We start from the raw sequence: 15,514 nt of genomic DNA, 5'->3' as shown, positions 1-15,514 counted from the left end.
TATAGTAAAGAAGAAATATCAAGAAATGAGGAACAATTGATGGCACAGAATCACGTAATTAAAGTTAGTAAAAAAACATTAGCAGAGATGACCACTGTTTATCAACCCAATCGTTTAAATAAAACGGTCCCTTATACTGTCTTTGTGGCCAAGGTTGGTACCACTACCATCACTGCTTATCAATCAGGTAAAGTCATGTTTCAGGGACCTCAAGCTGAAAAAGAGGCCGCTCGTTGGGAAGGAACGAGTACCACACCAAAGAAAAAAGTTTCTCCCCAGACTACTACACTGCCTGCTGATTTTGGCAACTGGTCTGTGATAGGTTCCGATGAAGTCGGTAATGGCAGCTATTTTGGTCCAGTAACTGTCTGTGCTGCCTATGTTGACAAAAGCATGATTAGCAAACTAAAAGCATTAGGTGTTCGTGATTCCAAAGAATTAACCGACCCACAAATTATTCAATTGTCACATGTCATTAAAGAACTGATTCCTTACAAGTTATTAATCGTTGAACCCAAAAAATACAATGAGATCCAACCAAACTACAATGCTGTACACATGAAAGTCGCTTTGCATAACCAAGCGATTTATCTGTTGCTACAAGAATTGGCTCCCACAAAGCCAGAAGGGATTTTGATTGACCAGTTCACCCCTGAAAATAATTATCGGAAATATGTTCGTAATGAAAAAAATCAAGTCACTGAAAAATTGTTCTTCGTCACTAAAGGAGAGCAGTATCATGTTGCCGTTGCTGCCGCCTCTATTATTAGCCGCGCTGCTTTTTTAGAAGAGTTAGACAAAGAATCTGCAGAATTGGGTTTCTCTGTGCCCTCTGGTGCTGGCAGCAAATCAGACCAAGTAGCCGCCCGTATTTTGAAAAAAGGCGGCCTAGACTTATTAGCGAACTACGCGAAGCTGCATTTTGCAAATACCCAAAAAGCCCAAAAGTTACTATAAAATAAACACCAAGCAAAAGTCCCAATGCCGATTAGCGGCGCTGGGACTTTTGCTTGGTGTAAAAAATTATTTTTCAATTTCGATAAACAGGACTTTTAAGTAATTACCTTCTGGAAAATTAGGATTCACTTGAAAGTCTGCCGGTAATTGATACGTGTCCGTAATCTTGTAACGAACATTTTTCTCTTGCAAGGCAGTAATCACCATTTTTTTATATTTGGCTAAGGATAAATTTGCCGCATTGGTTGAGGCAATAAGCGTTCCCTTATCCGTTAAAATATCAATAGAATCTTTCACTAGCTCCCCATAATTTTTAGCAACAGAAAAAACTTTCTTTTTGTTGCGAGCAAAACTCGGCGGATCCAAAATGATCATGTCATAACTCAAGCCTTTACGTGAAGCATATTTAAAATAGTCAAAAACATCCATGACAATAATCTTTTGCGGGGCAAGATTTAAATGATTGACTTCAAATTGCTCAGTCGTTTTCGGTAAGCTTCGTTTAGCTAAATCCACACTAGTGGTGGCCACGGCACCCCCCATAGCGGCAGCTACTGAAAAAGCACCTGTATAACTAAACATATTTAAGACTGTTTTCCCTACTGCAAAACCATCTACTAATCGACCACGAACTTCTTTTTGATCTAAAAAGATGCCTGTCATTAATCCTTCGTTTAAATAGGTAGCAAATTGAACGCCATTTTCAGTGACAAGTAATGGCTCGGGTGCTTGTTCGCCATACAAAAACTGTGATTCGGGTAAATTTTTTGTGGAAAAGCGAATCTTTTCGTAGGCACCAATAATGTCAGGGTAAACTGTGCGAAACGCCGTCAAAAGTTCGGCTTTTTTCTGATAAAGGGTTTCATTATACCATGAAAAAACGGCGTAATCTGCATAGCGATCGATAATTAGACCCCCAATGCCATCCCCTTCTCCATTAAATAATCGATAAGCGGTTGTTAGCGAATCCTTTTCAAAAGACGTCCGCTTCTTACGACTTATTTCAAAGAGTTGTTGAAAAAAAGATTGATTAATTGGTCCATGCCATGACAGCAACCAACCAATTCCTTTATTTTGTTCGCCTAAATATCCTTCAGCTAAGCGCTGGCCTTTACTATCAATCAAAGTAAGCCAATCTGTTGGTAACGGCGCCGGCACTTGTTGCAAATCTTCTTTCTGAATTAAAGGATATCCTTTTTTAAATTTATGTTCTGCTTTTTTAGTTACTTGAAGTTTCATTCTGTACACCTACTTTTCAAAGTCCTATCTAGTATAGCAAAAAAAGGCCCATCTGTCTTTAAAGGATTCAAGCTTCACGTCATTTAACGAACTAAAAAGTTTAAGGAAATAGTAAGTTTTCTTTAACATCACCATTCCTCACTTCGGTAAGAATTGACATAAAATTTGTGAAAGAGTAAAATTAAAGCGATATTGTAAAATACGAAATTTACCTAATTTTACTTTTATAGAATCATCGTTTAGAAAGGACGTTTATTTTGAAAAAATTATTTAAAACAAATATTTTGAACACGCGACTGGGGTTATTCTCGCTAATCGCCATCTTACTGTGGCTAAAAAACCTCTTTGCGTACGCCGTTGATTTCCATTTACGTTTGGAAAATATTAACGAGTATTTCATACTCTTAATTAATCCAATTGCCACAACGGTCTTTTTATTAGCCATCGCTTTGTATGTTCGCCGTAAAAAAGCTTCTTATATTACAATGATGATTATTTACTTCTTGATGAGTTTACTGCTCTTCTCAAATGTCGTGTATTATCGAGAATTTACTGACTTCATCACAGTTAATACGATGCTTGGTGCTGGCAAAGTAGCTAGCGGTCTTGGCGAAAGTGCCTTACGTCTCTTTAGACCTTATGACGTCATTTATTTCTTAGACTTCATTATTATTGGCGTATTATTATTAACGAAAAAAATTAAAACAGATGCGCGTCCAGTCCGCGCACGTGTAGCAGTCTCTGTCACACTCCTTTCTGTTGTCTTTTTCTTATTCAATCTATTTATGGCTGAAACAGAACGTCCCCAATTATTAGGACGTCAATTCTCTCGTGACTATATCGTGAAATTCTTAGGCTTAAATGCCTTTACCGTGTACGATGGCATTACAACTTACCAAACAAACCAAGTCCGTGCCGAAGCCAGTGCTAACGATATGAAACAAGTTGAAGATTACGTGAAACAACAATATGCGGCACCCGATGATAGTAAGTTTGGTATTGCAAAAGGCAAAAATGTAATTTATATCCATTTAGAAAGTTTCCAACAATTTTTAGTTAATTACAAATTAAAAGATGAAAATGGCGTAGAACACGAAGTCACACCATTTATCAATAGTCTTTACAATAGTAAAAGTACCTTTAGCTTTGATAACTTCTTCCACCAAGTTGGTCAAGGAAAAACAAGTGATGCCGAAACGTTACTTGAAAATTCACTATTTGGTTTAGACCAAGGTTCACTCTTTACACAAGTTGGTGGGAAAAATACGTTTGAAGCAGCACCCGATATTTTAAAACAAACGCAAGGATACACTAGCGCTGCTTTCCACGGAAATGCCGGTAACTTCTGGAATCGGAATGAAACCTATAAACGTTTAGGCTATGACTATTTCTTTGATGCTAGTTATTATGATGTTAATTCAGATAACTCATTCCAATATGGGTTACACGATAAACCATTCTTTAATCAATCCGTTCAATATTTAGAACATTTACAACAACCGTTCTATTCTAAATTTATTGCTGTGTCCAATCATTATCCTTATTCTCAATTTACAAACGATGAAGCAGGATTCCCAATTGCAAAAACCTCTGACGAAACAATTAATGGTTACTTTGCAACAGCGAATTATTTAGATAAAGCGGTCGAAGAATTCTTTAACTACTTGAAATCTTCAGGTCTCTATGAAAACTCAGTCATTGTTCTTTATGGCGATCACTATGGGGTTTCTAATTCAAGAAACCAAAACTTAGCAGAATTAGTAGGTAAAACCAAAGCAGATTGGAACGATTTTGACAACGCCAATATGCAACGTGTTCCTTATATGATTCACGTTCCTGGTCAAGAAAATGGCGGTGTGAACCATACGTATGGCGGCCAAGTTGATGCCTTACCAACCCTTCTACACTTGCTTGGTGTCGATACGAAAAACTACATTCAGTTAGGCCAAGATTTATTCTCTAAACAACACAATCAAATCGTTGCTTTCCGCAACGGCAATGTTGTAACACCTAAATATACTATTTTAGGTTCTAGCATTTACGATACTAAAACAGGCACTTTAATTACAGAGCCAACCGAAGAAGTTAAGAAAGAAGTCGCTGATTTAAAAGCCAAAGCGACGAAACAATTAGAAACGTCTGACCAAATTACTAACGGTGACTTGCTTCGTTTCTATACCAATAGCGGCTTAAAACCAGTTAACCCAGAAGACTATGATTACAAGAACCAATTGCAACAACTGGAAGCAATTGAAAAAGAAAAAGGTGAAAAATCAACGAGTGTTTACAGTAAAAACAATAATAAATCAACCGTTGATGAATATCACACTGACAGTTATCAAGGCTATCAAAAAACTGGTAAATAAATCTTCAAAAAGCTTGAGCAATTTGCTCAAGCTTTTTTGCTACTTTTTCATAATTAATTCATATTATTTCACTATACTAAAGATAGTTTAGAGAGGTGAAAGTTGATGAGAAGTGTCCGTTACGCTACAGCTAGTAGTTTTTATCATAAAAAAATCACGTTAATCACCGCACTCTTCTTCTTCCTGTTCTCTTTCTTATTGACTGGGCTGTTTAACTTAATTGATTTTGAAAAAGAGTTTTTACGAACGATGCCAGACTTTGTCGATATTGAAAAACAAACTAGTTACCATTACCAACTGATCCAATACTATTGGCACCTCTATCTAGGTAGTGTCATTTTCTTTGGTGTTACTTTTCTTCTGTTGATGTATGTGACATTACGCATAAAAAAGGAAGAAATACATACATGGTATCACATGCACTTTTCAAATATGTATGTCACCAAACAGCTCTTACTAGAGTTATGTTTACCGGCTCTATTAGGAATTTTCAGTTTTTTACTTTTCACTTTAATGTTTCAAGAAACGTATAATACTGTTCTTTGGGCTGCTCGTGATGCTATTTTACAGTGGTCTCATTTGGAACCTCCAGCATTTTTAGCTAAAAGTACCGACCAGGATGTCACGATTACAAATATCCAGCATTTAGGGATTCAAACGATCCAAGCGTTTTCTTTTGATTTTAAAAGTATGCAGTCACTTTATACAATCCGTAACTGCTTTGTTAACTGCTTAATCTTGCTTGGTATTCCTCTTGTTTGCGGGACTCCTTTCACGTTGATTTATTTACGTACACATAAGAAATAAGGGAGGGATTTTCTATGAATGTCACACCATCATTCAAAAAAACAACCGAAAAAAAATCCTCATTCGACGCGTTAGCTTTGCGAGAAGTTTATGGAATCATTTATTCTGCTCCAGAACAAGAACTCGCATTGGCCGATTTTTTCCAAACAAACCAACTAACCATTACTAGGCTTTCTTCTAGTGAAACCTTTCTGCCCTACTTGCCATTAGAAGAAAATTTATTTATCGCTAGTACGATCAAAGAACGGGATCGAAAAGTAATTCTAGCCGAAGCTTTCCAGGTGTTCCAATTAGAACCTGCCTTACTTGGTCGTTCCTTTACTTCTTTTACGACTTTTGAAAAAATTAAAATGCGCATAATACAACTTTTGCTTTCAAAAACAAGTACGTTAGTGATTGATGACATCTTTTCTTCATTAACGATTGGACAACGTCAAGAAATTTTACCTCAATTAAAAATAGCAGTTCAAAAAAGAAACAAGCGCTTGCTATTTCTGACAAAGGATCCACAAATTATTGATAGTCCCTATGTGCACCCCCTGTCTCTACATGCGTTATTAAACTAAAAAAACGTCTGGCACTGATTGTGACCAGACGTTTTCTTTAGTTTTCAGTGATTTCAACATCAGGAAATGAAATAATAAATGTGGTGCCTTTACCAAGTTCACTCTCAACATTGATTTTTCCTTTATGCAAGCGGACCAATTGTTGAACGATTGGTAAGCCTAATCCTGATTCTCCATATTTCGTATTTTTACGGGATGGATCTACTTTGTAATAACGATCCCAGATATTCAGAATTTGCTCTTCCGTCATGCCAATTCCTGTATCAGAAATACGGACAATGGTTTCTAAATAGCCTTTTTCTAAAGCAATATGAATTTCGCCATTTTCAGTAAATTGGATAGCATTTTGAACAATATTGACAACAACTTGCACGAAACGATCATAATCGGCATACACATCAATTGGTTCGGTGGTGTCTAAATACAATTGATTACCAGCGGCTTCAGCTTTGGCCGTTAGTTGAGTCACAATATTTTCTAAAGCTTCTGTTCCGTTGAACTTCTTCACGACAATTTGAATCTGGTTGGTCCGAATTTTTTCATAATCAAGATTTTCATTGACTAAGCGAATCAAGCGAGCGGTCTCATTTTGCATCAGTTTAATCGCATTCTCTTTTTGATTTTCAGGAATAGCATTATACTGCAATCCCTCTAACAAGCCATTAATAGTTGTTAAAGGCGTCCGCATTTCATGAGAAGCATCCGCCATAAATTGACGACGGCGCTCTTCTTGCCGATTGATTTCTTCTTGTGATTCTTTTAAAGACGCAGCCATTTTATTAAAATCTTCTGCTAGGTCATCAAATTCATCTTTGTCATGGACTGGTAATTGAATATCAAAATTTCCACTAGTGATTTCTTTGGTGGCTTTACGCATCCGATTAATTCGTTTCACTTGGAAAGTCGCAAATAGATAACTTAGTAACAAGGCAATCACACCAGAAAAAATAAAGCCTTTAATCAAGTTTTGTGTCACGGACTGAACACTTCGGTCAACGTTTTTGGCAGGTTGTGTAATAACGAGTGAACCAATAATCACTTTTTTATCAGAAGACTGATTTGATGCATACACCGGTAACATTACATAGGACGAAGTATTTCGGGCCCCGTAAATATCAATGTTTTCTGTTGCATAAACACGATTGCCTTTCATGATTTGATCCCAATTTTTATCGATTAAGGAAAAGTCTAATTTTTTCGTGCTATCAACTGGTGGGTACTGCACTTCGCGGTCCTTGTTAATAAACACAAATTGCACATCTTGCTTCTGGAGTACGCGCTCAGTCAACTGAAATGAATAGGATAAAACATCTCGATCTGAAACGCCTGCGACATTAATAAAAAAGTCACGTGTTTCTAAAGCCGATTCTGCATAACCATACAGCTGTTCATAGTTATTTTCTTGCATTGTGCGCTTGGTCAATTGTGTGAAAGACGTTCCGACAATGAGAATAATCAGAGCAATCACACCTATAAAAGCAAGTAATTGTTGATACAAATACTTCATTAAGCAACACCTGAATCGTCGAATTTATACCCTACGCCCCAAACCGTTTGGATGACTTGAGGACCCACTTTTTCAATTTTTTGTCGTAATTTTTTGATATGGGCATCAACTGTCCGTTCATCGCCAAAGTATTGATAGTCCCAAACCAATTCTAGTAGTTGTTCGCGTGAAAAGACTTGGCGTGGTTTTTTTGCTAAAGTGTATAGCAAATCAAATTCTTTAGGTGTTAAGCCTTCAATTAATTGATTATCTAAATATGTTTCTCGTGTTTTCGTATTCATTTTAAAATGATCCGTAATCACATCAAACGTTTCATCTGTATTCTCAGACGTATCATGCGCAGCCTCTGCCACCTCGGCACGACGATGTAGAGCTTTCATCCGTGCAATCAAAGTTAATGGACTAAATGGTTTTGTCACATAATCATCCGCACCCATTTCAAGGCCAATTACTTGGTCACTTTCAGAATCACGAGCGGTCAACATAATAATGGGAACATTGGCTGAAACTTTGCGAATTTCACGACAAACAGCCATTCCATCCATACTAGGTAAGTTTAAATCTAACGTAATCATGTCCCATTTTTCTGGCGAAGCAAGAAAAGTTGCCAATCCTTCTTTGCCATCATCTTTAAAGGTAGCTTCCCACCCTTCATTTAAGAAAAACATTTGCATCATTTCTGAGACGGATTCATTGTCTTCAATCATTAATATATTCATTTCATTCACTCCTTATTCACTTTTCATAAAACTGCTCTATTGTAGTATACTCTAAAATTGAATTTGTACCAACCGATTCTATATTTCTTCAAAAATCCTTTACAGAACCATCAAAAATCACTTTTTTTCCTGCTCTTTTAAAGAAAACGAAAGGAATCCATTGTCTTTTCAGAAAAGTTTGTTAAAATAACAAGCGTAGAGAGGATGTTAGGGTATGGATAAAATGAAAGCTATTACTTTTTTTGATTTAGATGGAACTTTGTTAGATGGAACATCGCAAATAACTCCTGAGATTACCGCAGCAGTGGCGGCCTTGAAAGACAATCAAATTTTACCTTTAATTGCGACAGGTCGGACCTTGTGTGAGATTCAGCCAATCATGAAAGCCAGTGGCATTGATTCTGCGATTGTAATGAACGGGCAATTTATTCATTATGAAGGAAAAACGATTTATTCAGATGAATTTACAACAGAGGAATGTGTTTCACTGCATGAACATGTCAAACAGCGTGGTCATGAATTGGCTTTTTACAATGAGCGCCGTATTTTTTGTACAGGGCATACTGGCACAGTGAAACAAGCCTATGATTATATTCATTCAGCTGTTCCAGAAATTGATCCCACAGGTTATGAGAATGATGCCGTCAACATGATGTTGGTCTTAAGTCAACATGGCGATGATGAATATTACTATGAGCGGTTTCCTGAATTGACCTTTTATCGCAATGGTCCTTTTTCAATTGATATTGTTCGTAAAGGGGTCTCTAAAGGCTCTGGTGTCAAAAATCTTTTTAACACCTTGGGATTAAATGGCATTCCCACTTATGCCTTTGGTGATGGCATCAATGATTTGGCGCTGTTTGAGGCCTGTGATTATGGAATTGCCATGGGTAATGCGCGAGAAGAACTAAAAGAAAAAGCCACCTTTATTTCAACTAAAAATACTGAGAATGGCATTGTTAATGGCTTGAAAAAATTTGATTTACTATAAGAGAAAACTACCTTCTTCTATTGATGTACTTTAGAAGAAGGTAGTTCTTTTGTATGTTCATTTTTCTTTTTCTGCTGTGCACAGAGAGCTACTCCCACTACTTGAATCAGCAAAATCGCTCCCAACAAACAACTTAATGCGATGTTTCCTGATAGGATTGTTCTTCTGATTAAAATAATTAATACGACACTGCTAATTCCGTAGAGTAACCATTGGTTGTCCATTTTTATTGACCCCTTTGTTTTTCTATGTTTAGGATAGGATGTTTCCTACTAAAATGCAAGGAAAGATCCTAGATTCTTACAACTAACCCATAATTTTTACTAATTCCTTATTTGTTTTCATTTATTCTTAAGATTCGTTTCATTTTTGTAAAAAATCACACTTTTTTTCTATCTCTGTTTTAAATTGCGTACAGTTCTTAAAAAAAATGATACACTAAAAGTGAACTCGAAATGAAAGGAGCCATTCCTTTGGTTAATAGCGAAAAAAGAAAACAATTAATTATTGATACTTGCATTTTAGCTGGAAAAATTATGCTGGAAAGCGGATCTGAAGTATATAGAACCGAAGATACAATTACTCGGATTGCTACAAATGCTGGCGAGCCAGAGAGCGTTTGTTACACGACGGCTACAGGGATTTTCGTGGGTTTTCGTTCCAGTAATTATACGCAATTAGAAAACATCCCCCAGCGCTCGATTAATTTGGAAAAAGTTAGCCTTGTCAATCAATTATCAAGAGAATTTGCGCAAAAAGATATTACTTTACCAGAGCTTTATCAGCGTTTAACTCTATTAGAAACGGATACCCCCACTTTTTCAATTTCGTTACGCTTGTTAGCAGCCGGGATTGTTAGTTGTACGTTAATGTACATTTTTGGTGGCACATGGCAAGATTTTATTGCAACTTTTTTTGTTGGCGTGATTGGGTATGCTAGTTATCTTTTTACCCAAAAGTTATTCCAAGTTCCTTACCTCGATTCATTCGCAGCCGCTTTTGTCATTGGTTTGTTGGCCTATTTGGCTGTGCATTTTCACTTAGCGGTCAACATCGATAATATTATTATTGGTGCGGTAATGCCGTTAGTTCCAGGTGTGGCGATTACGAACTCTTTTCGCGATATTTTAGCTGGCCACCTCATCAGTGGGACGGCGCGAGGGACAGAAGCTATTTTTATTGCTGGGTCTGTTGGCCTGGGAATTGCCTTGATTTTTAAATTATTTATGTAAGGAGTGTTCAAATGGAACTAATTTTTCATCTTCTCTTTAGTTTTTTAGCGACTGTGACGTTTGGTATTATTACGAACATTCCTCGTAAAGCACTGGTGGCTTGTGGCATTACTGGCATGACAGGTTGGATGATTTATTATGTCTTAACGCAAACTTTTGATGCTAGTCAAACCTTTGCAAACTTTTTAGGAACGGTCGGGTTAGGAATCGCTAGTATCTTTTTTTCCCGTTACAAAAAAATGCCGATGATTATTTTTTACATTCCGAGTTTGGTTCCTTTAGTGCCAGGAGGCCCTGCCTATCAAGCGGTTCGGAGCATTTTGTTAGGAAATATTGATGACGGTTTGCAGTTGATTTTAAAAGTTGTCTTTACTGCTGCAGCTATCGCAGCGGGCTTTATGGTGACATCGCTACTGGAACGAATTGTCAAACGTTTTTTCCCCAAGCGACTCTTCCGATTGGTCAAAAAATAAAAAAACAAGCTCAGAAAATGAGCCGACCCCCAAAAGTTAGACCTAGAAATCTAACTTTTGGAGGTTTTTTTGTATGGCAAAATACAGTTTTGAATTTAAACTTAAACTTGTTCATGGCTACTTATCTGGTCAAGGAGGTCTAAGGTTTCTCGCAAAGAAGTATGGGTTTAAAGATAGTTCTCAAATAAGCAAATGGATAAATGCCTATAAAGAACTTGGTGAAGAAGGCCTACTTCGCAGTCGAAAAAATAAGAATTACTCTGTTCAATTTAAGCTAGATGCGATAGAGTTATATTTAACAACAGAGTTGTCCTATCAAGAAGTAGCTAATCTTCTAAAAATGAACAATCAATCATTGATTGCGAATTGGCTTAGAACGTATCAGAAGTTTGGTATAGAGGGACTCTCTAAACAGAAAGGACGTCCACCTACCATGTCTAAAAAGAAACGAAATGAACCCCAACCACTACCAAGTGAACGATCTCAAGTAGAGAAACTAGAAAAAGAAAATAGAATGTTAAAAATTGAGAATGCCTATTTAAAAGAATTGAGGAGACTGCGTTTAGAGGACGAACAAAAAATGAACGAATCGCACGAATCATTCACAGTCTCCGAAGACACTTTCGATTAAAAGATATTTTGGAAACCCTAAGGTTTCCAAAATCTACTTACATGTACTGGCAAAAACGCCTCGACAGAACAGCTTCAACACAAATCATCGAAGAAGAAATTCAAGCGATTCGTAAAAAACATCAACATTATGGCTATAGAAGGATGACCCAAGAATTGAAACGACGTGGATTTCAAGTGAATAAAAAGAAAGTCCAGCGATTAATACAAAAGTTAAAGTTACAAGTCAAAGCTTTTACTAAGAAATCCAGAAAATATAATTCCTATAAAGGAACCGTTGGTAAAATCGCTAAAAATTTGATTCGTCGCCGATTTAAAACCTCTGTTCCTCATCAAAAAATTACAACTGATACAACTGAATTTAAGTACTTTGAAGCAGATAACGCAGGCATCTTTCGTCAGAAAAAACTATACTTAGATCCATTTATGGATATGTATAATAGTGAAATTCTAAGCTATAGCCTTTCTACTCAACCAAATGGTAAAACAGTTATGGAAGGTCTGAAGGAAGCAATTTCTCAAACAAATGATTGTCCCTATCGGCGCACCTTTCACTCTGATCAAGGCTGGGCTTATCAAATGAATGTCTATATACAAACATTAAAGGACAATAATATCTTTCAAAGTATGTCTCGAAAAGGAACCTGTTTAGATAATTCTCCTATGGAGAATTTCTTCAGTATCCTAAAACAAGAAGTGTACTATGGAAAAATCTATCAAAGTCAAAATGAATTGAGAGAAGCAATTGAGAACTACATTTATTATTACAATCATCACCGAATCAAAGAAAAACTTAACTGGAAAAGCCCAGTAGAATTTCGACAATTCAATCAAAAAACTGCATAAAAATAGAGTGGAAAAATCCACTCTATAAAAAGTCTAACTTTTTGGGGTCACTACAAAACGAGCTTGTTTTTTTACTCTACTTCTTCAAAGAACAGCAACAAATCTTGTAGCGTTAATTGTGCTTTTTCAGCAGCGTTTAAATCTTGAACAATTTTACCTTTTTGTAAAACAATTAAACGATTACCATATCGTAAAGCATCTTCCATTCGATGGGTAATCATTAAACAAGTTAAGTTCCCTTCTTCAATCCGTTGTTCCGTTAAGTGCATCAACTGCTTGGATGTTTTGGGATCTAAGGCAGCAGTATGCTCATCTAAAAGTAATAATTCTGGTTTTGTGATAGTGGCCATTAATAAACTTAAGGCTTGGCGTTGACCGCCAGAAAGGTTACCTGTCGGTGTATCCAGATGATTTTCCAAGCCATTGCCAACTTCTTGACAGATTTTTGTAAACAAGGCGCGTTGCTCATTTATCTTCCGTAATTTTAAGGGACGTTTTTGTCCGCGTTTCATGGCAAGCAATAAATTTTCTGCCACAGTCATTCTTGGTGCTGTCCCCATTTTAGGATCTTGAAAAACACGCGCTAGAGATTTGGCCCGTTTGACTTCAGAAAGATTGGTGCGATTGACTCCTTCAATTAAAAATTGTCCTTCTGTTAGTGTCAAAGTTCCTGCTAAACTATTGAATAGCGTACTCTTGCCTGCGCCATTTCCACCTAAAACAGTAATGAAGTCCCCGGGATAAATGGCTAAGTTCACATGATCCAAAATCACTTTTTTTTCGTTCATCCCATTATCAATGATTTTTGTCGCATTTTTTAATTCAACAACTGGTTTCATTTCGTTTCCCCCTTATCAGAAAAGCCGTGTAGGTGTAATGCTTTTTTCAATTGTGGGATCATTAAACAGATTGCTAAAATCACTGCTGAGAAGATTTTCAAATACGTCGTATCAAAGCCTAATTTAATCACTAATAAAATCAATAGTTGATAAATAATACTCCCTACAACAATCGCCATCAGCCGTTCACCAAATGTTAATTCTCCAAACAGTACTTCACCAATAATAAGTGAAGCCAAGCCAATCACAATGACACCTGTTCCTTTACTTACATCCGCATATCCATCATTTTGGGCAATCAAAGCGCCAGATAAGCCAATCAAGCCATTTGATAAAACCAATCCTAAAATTTTCATGCGATCCGTTTGAATGCCAATCGAGCGAGCCATTTCTTCATTGTCACCTGTCGCAATATAGGCTTGTCCTAAACTAGTATTAAAGAAAAATAACAGTAAAATCATTACCACAGCCAAAACACTAATCCCTAAAAAAATAGTATCATAATAATCTGGTAAGGCCATTTTTTGAAAAACATCTTGAATCTTCGGTTGGTTTAATAAAGACTTATTTGGCGATTTCATCACAAATAAAATCACGGAATTTAAACCAGACATCACTAAAATTCCTGCTAAAATAATCGGAATTTTTCCTTTTGTAAATAGTAAACCAGTCACTAAACCGGCAAGCATTCCTGCTCCAACCCCTAAAAGAGTCGCTACAAATGGTGAAACCCCTGTTGTAATGGCAGTTACACAAACCGCCCCTCCTAACGGAAATGAACCTTCTGTGGTCATATCTGGAAAATTTAAAATACGATAAGTCATAAAAATACCTAGTCCTAACAAGGCCCATAACATTCCTTGTCCAATTGCTGAAACAATCATCGCTTCTCCTACTTTCTTTGATAATTAGTTAATCAATTTCGATTTTTTTGCTAACTCTGCGGGAATCGTAATTCCTAACTTTTGAGCTTGTTTTTCATTGATAATTGTGTCGCCTGTATTAAAGGTATAAATGGGTGTAGTTGCTGGTTGACTTTTCCCAGACAGAACCTCTGCTGCCATTTTGCCGGCTTGTACCCCCAACGCATGTTGATTAATCCCAACAGTTGCTAAACCGCCTTGTTCTACCATTGTATCCACCGAAGGAATAATCGGCGTCTTGGTTCGATTTGCTTCTCCGACTACCGTTTGCATAGCATTAGCAATCGTATTATCAGTTGGTATATAAATCACATCTGTTTCCTTAGTCATCACTTGAACCGTTTGTGCTATTTCATTACTTGATGGCACAGCATATGTTTTCACTGTCAACCCTTTGGCTTCAGCTGCTTTCTGCGCTTCAGCTACTTGGTATCGAGAGTTTTCTTCTGAGGAAGCATAGAGAATACCTATTTTTTTGGCAGCTGGTATCAATTCTTTTAGTAAATCCATCTGGGCTGACAAAGGTGATTGATCACTAACACCCGTGATGTTACCGCCTGGCTTTTGATTGTCTTTCACCAATCCAGCACTAACAGGGTCCGTAATGGCGCCTAAAATGATTGGGATTTCTTGGGTAGTGTTGGCTAACGCTTGCGCAGCTGGCGTGGCGATACCAATTAAAACGTCTGCCTTTTTTTGTACTAATTGTTGACTCATGATTGCTAACTTACTCTGGTCGGCTTGACCATTTTGAAAAATAATTTCTAAGTTTTTGCCTTTGTCATAGCCATTTTCCTTTAACCCTTCTTCGACACCTTTATAAATTTCGTCCAATGCGGGGTGACTGACAAACTGCAAAACCCCTACAGTAACTGTTTCTTTCTTTGAATTCGTCACTTTTTGATTCACAAAAAAAGCACCAATTAAATAAATAGCTAATAAAGACACGACAAACGTTAAACGTTTATTTTTCATTTTGCATTCTCCTAACTGCCCTTTTGTTTGGCAACTTTTTCTTTTTAATAATAAAACCATTATCTATAGGGCATTTCTTCCGTTGAAAGTGAAACTGAGATTCGTAATCCTCTGCTTAGTCAAAATCCAAGGAACACTTTTTTACAAATGTCAGGATTTAACTGCGACGAGGATTGCAACTTTGGTGAGAATCGCAGGAGCACTTTTTTTACGAATGGGACAACGTTCTCTTCGTTCACCTTGTACTACTCATCACTCTTGAAGGGCAAACTGCGGCGAGGATGCGCAGCCTGCATCTACTCTGTCACTTCGTGCCAATCGTAGTGATTGTCAGGATTTAACTGCGACGAGAATCGCAACTTTGGTGAGAATCGCAGGAGCACTTTTTCTACGATTGGGACAACGTTCTCTTCGCTCACCTTGTACTACTCATCACTCTTAAAG

The 15,514-nt window shown here is 37.0% G+C and carries 14 protein-coding genes and 1 pseudogene; 8 read left to right on the top strand and 7 right to left on the bottom strand.

Going from position 1 to position 15,514, the window contains the following annotated elements; translation table 11 throughout:
* Positions 1 to 39 precede the first annotated feature (39 nt).
* A complete protein-coding gene (rnhC, locus tag IGJ20_RS05715; protein WP_010816463.1) occupies positions 40 to 957 on the top strand; it encodes a ribonuclease HIII in 918 nt (305 codons plus the stop codon).
* A gap of 66 nt (positions 958 to 1,023) precedes the next feature.
* On the opposite strand, the gene IGJ20_RS05710 is transcribed toward rnhC, so the two are convergent.
* Positions 1,024 to 2,196 (bottom strand): class I SAM-dependent rRNA methyltransferase, encoded by a 1,173-nt coding sequence (locus tag IGJ20_RS05710; RefSeq protein ID WP_002410029.1) that lies wholly within the window; start codon positions 2,194 to 2,196, stop codon positions 1,024 to 1,026.
* Between the two features lie 257 nt (positions 2,197 to 2,453).
* Here IGJ20_RS05710 and IGJ20_RS05705 point away from each other — a divergent pair, with 257 nt between their 5' ends.
* The 3 genes from IGJ20_RS05705 to IGJ20_RS05695 all read left to right on the top strand — a co-directional run bounded on the left by IGJ20_RS05705 (position 2,454) and on the right by IGJ20_RS05695 (position 5,935).
* On the top strand, positions 2,454 to 4,562 hold the full coding sequence (locus IGJ20_RS05705) for an LTA synthase family protein (RefSeq protein ID WP_002357869.1): 2,109 nt from the start codon (positions 2,454 to 2,456) through the stop codon (positions 4,560 to 4,562).
* Positions 4,563 to 4,667: 105 nt separating this feature from the next.
* Entirely contained in the window at positions 4,668 to 5,369 is a 702-nt protein-coding gene (locus IGJ20_RS05700; protein ID WP_002375053.1) for a hypothetical protein, read from the top strand.
* A gap of 14 nt (positions 5,370 to 5,383) precedes the next feature.
* On the top strand, positions 5,384 to 5,935 hold the full coding sequence (locus tag IGJ20_RS05695) for a hypothetical protein (RefSeq protein ID WP_202522482.1): 552 nt from the start codon (positions 5,384 to 5,386) through the stop codon (positions 5,933 to 5,935).
* 37 nt (positions 5,936 to 5,972) lie between these two features.
* On the opposite strand, the gene IGJ20_RS05690 is transcribed toward IGJ20_RS05695, so the two are convergent.
* Complete coding sequence (locus IGJ20_RS05690) at positions 5,973 to 7,442, bottom strand: sensor histidine kinase (protein WP_002357872.1); 1,470 nt, start codon at positions 7,440 to 7,442, stop codon at positions 5,973 to 5,975.
* Positions 7,442 to 8,161, bottom strand: coding sequence for a response regulator transcription factor (locus tag IGJ20_RS05685; protein WP_002381953.1), 720 nt, complete (start codon positions 8,159 to 8,161; stop codon positions 7,442 to 7,444). The genes IGJ20_RS05690 and IGJ20_RS05685 overlap by 1 nt, the downstream gene beginning before the upstream one ends.
* 214 nt (positions 8,162 to 8,375) lie before the next feature.
* Here IGJ20_RS05685 and IGJ20_RS05680 point away from each other — a divergent pair, with 214 nt between their 5' ends.
* Entirely contained in the window at positions 8,376 to 9,152 is a 777-nt protein-coding gene (locus tag IGJ20_RS05680) for a Cof-type HAD-IIB family hydrolase (protein WP_202522481.1), read from the top strand.
* 17 nt (positions 9,153 to 9,169) lie between these two features.
* Here the strand turns inward: IGJ20_RS05680 and IGJ20_RS05675 are convergent, their stop codons facing one another.
* On the bottom strand, positions 9,170 to 9,376 hold the full coding sequence (locus IGJ20_RS05675) for a hypothetical protein (RefSeq protein ID WP_113793875.1): 207 nt from the start codon (positions 9,374 to 9,376) through the stop codon (positions 9,170 to 9,172).
* Positions 9,377 to 9,607: 231 nt separating this feature from the next.
* On the opposite strand from IGJ20_RS05675, the gene IGJ20_RS05670 reads away from it, so the two are divergent.
* From IGJ20_RS05670 to IGJ20_RS05660, 3 genes and pseudogenes are all read left to right on the top strand, one after another.
* Complete coding sequence (locus tag IGJ20_RS05670; RefSeq protein ID WP_002395070.1) at positions 9,608 to 10,384, top strand: threonine/serine exporter family protein; 777 nt, start codon at positions 9,608 to 9,610, stop codon at positions 10,382 to 10,384.
* Positions 10,385 to 10,395: 11 nt separating this feature from the next.
* Entirely contained in the window at positions 10,396 to 10,857 is a 462-nt protein-coding gene (locus IGJ20_RS05665; protein ID WP_002357877.1) for a threonine/serine exporter family protein, read from the top strand.
* Positions 10,858 to 10,930: 73 nt separating this feature from the next.
* Positions 10,931 to 12,333: pseudogene (locus IGJ20_RS05660) on the top strand (IS3 family transposase).
* A 71-nt stretch (positions 12,334 to 12,404) separates the two neighbouring features.
* Here the strand turns inward: IGJ20_RS05660 and IGJ20_RS05655 are convergent.
* Genes IGJ20_RS05655 through trpX form a run of 3 tightly spaced genes read right to left on the bottom strand, consistent with a single transcriptional unit; the run spans position 12,405 to position 15,070 of the window.
* Entirely contained in the window at positions 12,405 to 13,172 is a 768-nt protein-coding gene (locus tag IGJ20_RS05655) for an ABC transporter ATP-binding protein (RefSeq protein ID WP_010819343.1), read from the bottom strand.
* A complete protein-coding gene (locus IGJ20_RS05650; RefSeq protein ID WP_002361674.1) occupies positions 13,169 to 14,056 on the bottom strand; it encodes an ABC transporter permease in 888 nt (295 codons plus the stop codon). Before IGJ20_RS05650 ends, IGJ20_RS05655 begins: the two co-directional genes overlap by 4 nt.
* A gap of 24 nt (positions 14,057 to 14,080) precedes the next feature.
* The gene (trpX, locus tag IGJ20_RS05645; RefSeq protein WP_002391629.1) at positions 14,081 to 15,070 is read right to left on the bottom strand and encodes a tryptophan ABC transporter substrate-binding protein; all 990 of its coding nucleotides are present in this window, start codon (positions 15,068 to 15,070) and stop codon (positions 14,081 to 14,083) included.
* Between the last annotated feature and the right edge of the window lie 444 nt (positions 15,071 to 15,514).

It is taken from the genome of Enterococcus sp. DIV0294, from assembly GCF_050558155.1.
Lineage (GTDB): Bacteria > Bacillota > Bacilli > Lactobacillales > Enterococcaceae > Enterococcus > Enterococcus faecalis.
This window is presented reverse-complemented; position numbering and strand designations above follow the sequence as displayed.

Excerpts from the sequence above, each read along its gene's own strand:
- rnhC (WP_010816463.1), top strand. The coding sequence starts at position 40 with ATGGCACAGAATCACGTAATTAAAGTTAGTAAAAAAACATTAGCAGAG.
- IGJ20_RS05710 (WP_002410029.1), bottom strand. The coding sequence starts at position 2,196 with ATGAAACTTCAAGTAACTAAAAAAGCAGAACATAAATTTAAAAAAGGA.
- IGJ20_RS05700 (WP_002375053.1), top strand. The coding sequence starts at position 4,668 with ATGAGAAGTGTCCGTTACGCTACAGCTAGTAGTTTTTATCATAAAAAA.
- IGJ20_RS05695 (WP_202522482.1), top strand. The coding sequence starts at position 5,384 with ATGAATGTCACACCATCATTCAAAAAAACAACCGAAAAAAAATCCTCA.
- IGJ20_RS05690 (WP_002357872.1), bottom strand. The coding sequence starts at position 7,442 with ATGAAGTATTTGTATCAACAATTACTTGCTTTTATAGGTGTGATTGCT.
- IGJ20_RS05685 (WP_002381953.1), bottom strand. The coding sequence starts at position 8,161 with ATGAATATATTAATGATTGAAGACAATGAATCCGTCTCAGAAATGATG.
- IGJ20_RS05680 (WP_202522481.1), top strand. The coding sequence starts at position 8,376 with ATGGATAAAATGAAAGCTATTACTTTTTTTGATTTAGATGGAACTTTG.
- IGJ20_RS05675 (WP_113793875.1), bottom strand. The coding sequence starts at position 9,376 with ATGGACAACCAATGGTTACTCTACGGAATTAGCAGTGTCGTATTAATT.
- IGJ20_RS05670 (WP_002395070.1), top strand. The coding sequence starts at position 9,608 with ATGAAAGGAGCCATTCCTTTGGTTAATAGCGAAAAAAGAAAACAATTA.
- IGJ20_RS05665 (WP_002357877.1), top strand. The coding sequence starts at position 10,396 with ATGGAACTAATTTTTCATCTTCTCTTTAGTTTTTTAGCGACTGTGACG.
- IGJ20_RS05655 (WP_010819343.1), bottom strand. The coding sequence starts at position 13,172 with ATGAAACCAGTTGTTGAATTAAAAAATGCGACAAAAATCATTGATAAT.
- IGJ20_RS05650 (WP_002361674.1), bottom strand. The coding sequence starts at position 14,056 with ATGATTGTTTCAGCAATTGGACAAGGAATGTTATGGGCCTTGTTAGGA.
- trpX (WP_002391629.1), bottom strand. The coding sequence starts at position 15,070 with ATGAAAAATAAACGTTTAACGTTTGTCGTGTCTTTATTAGCTATTTAT.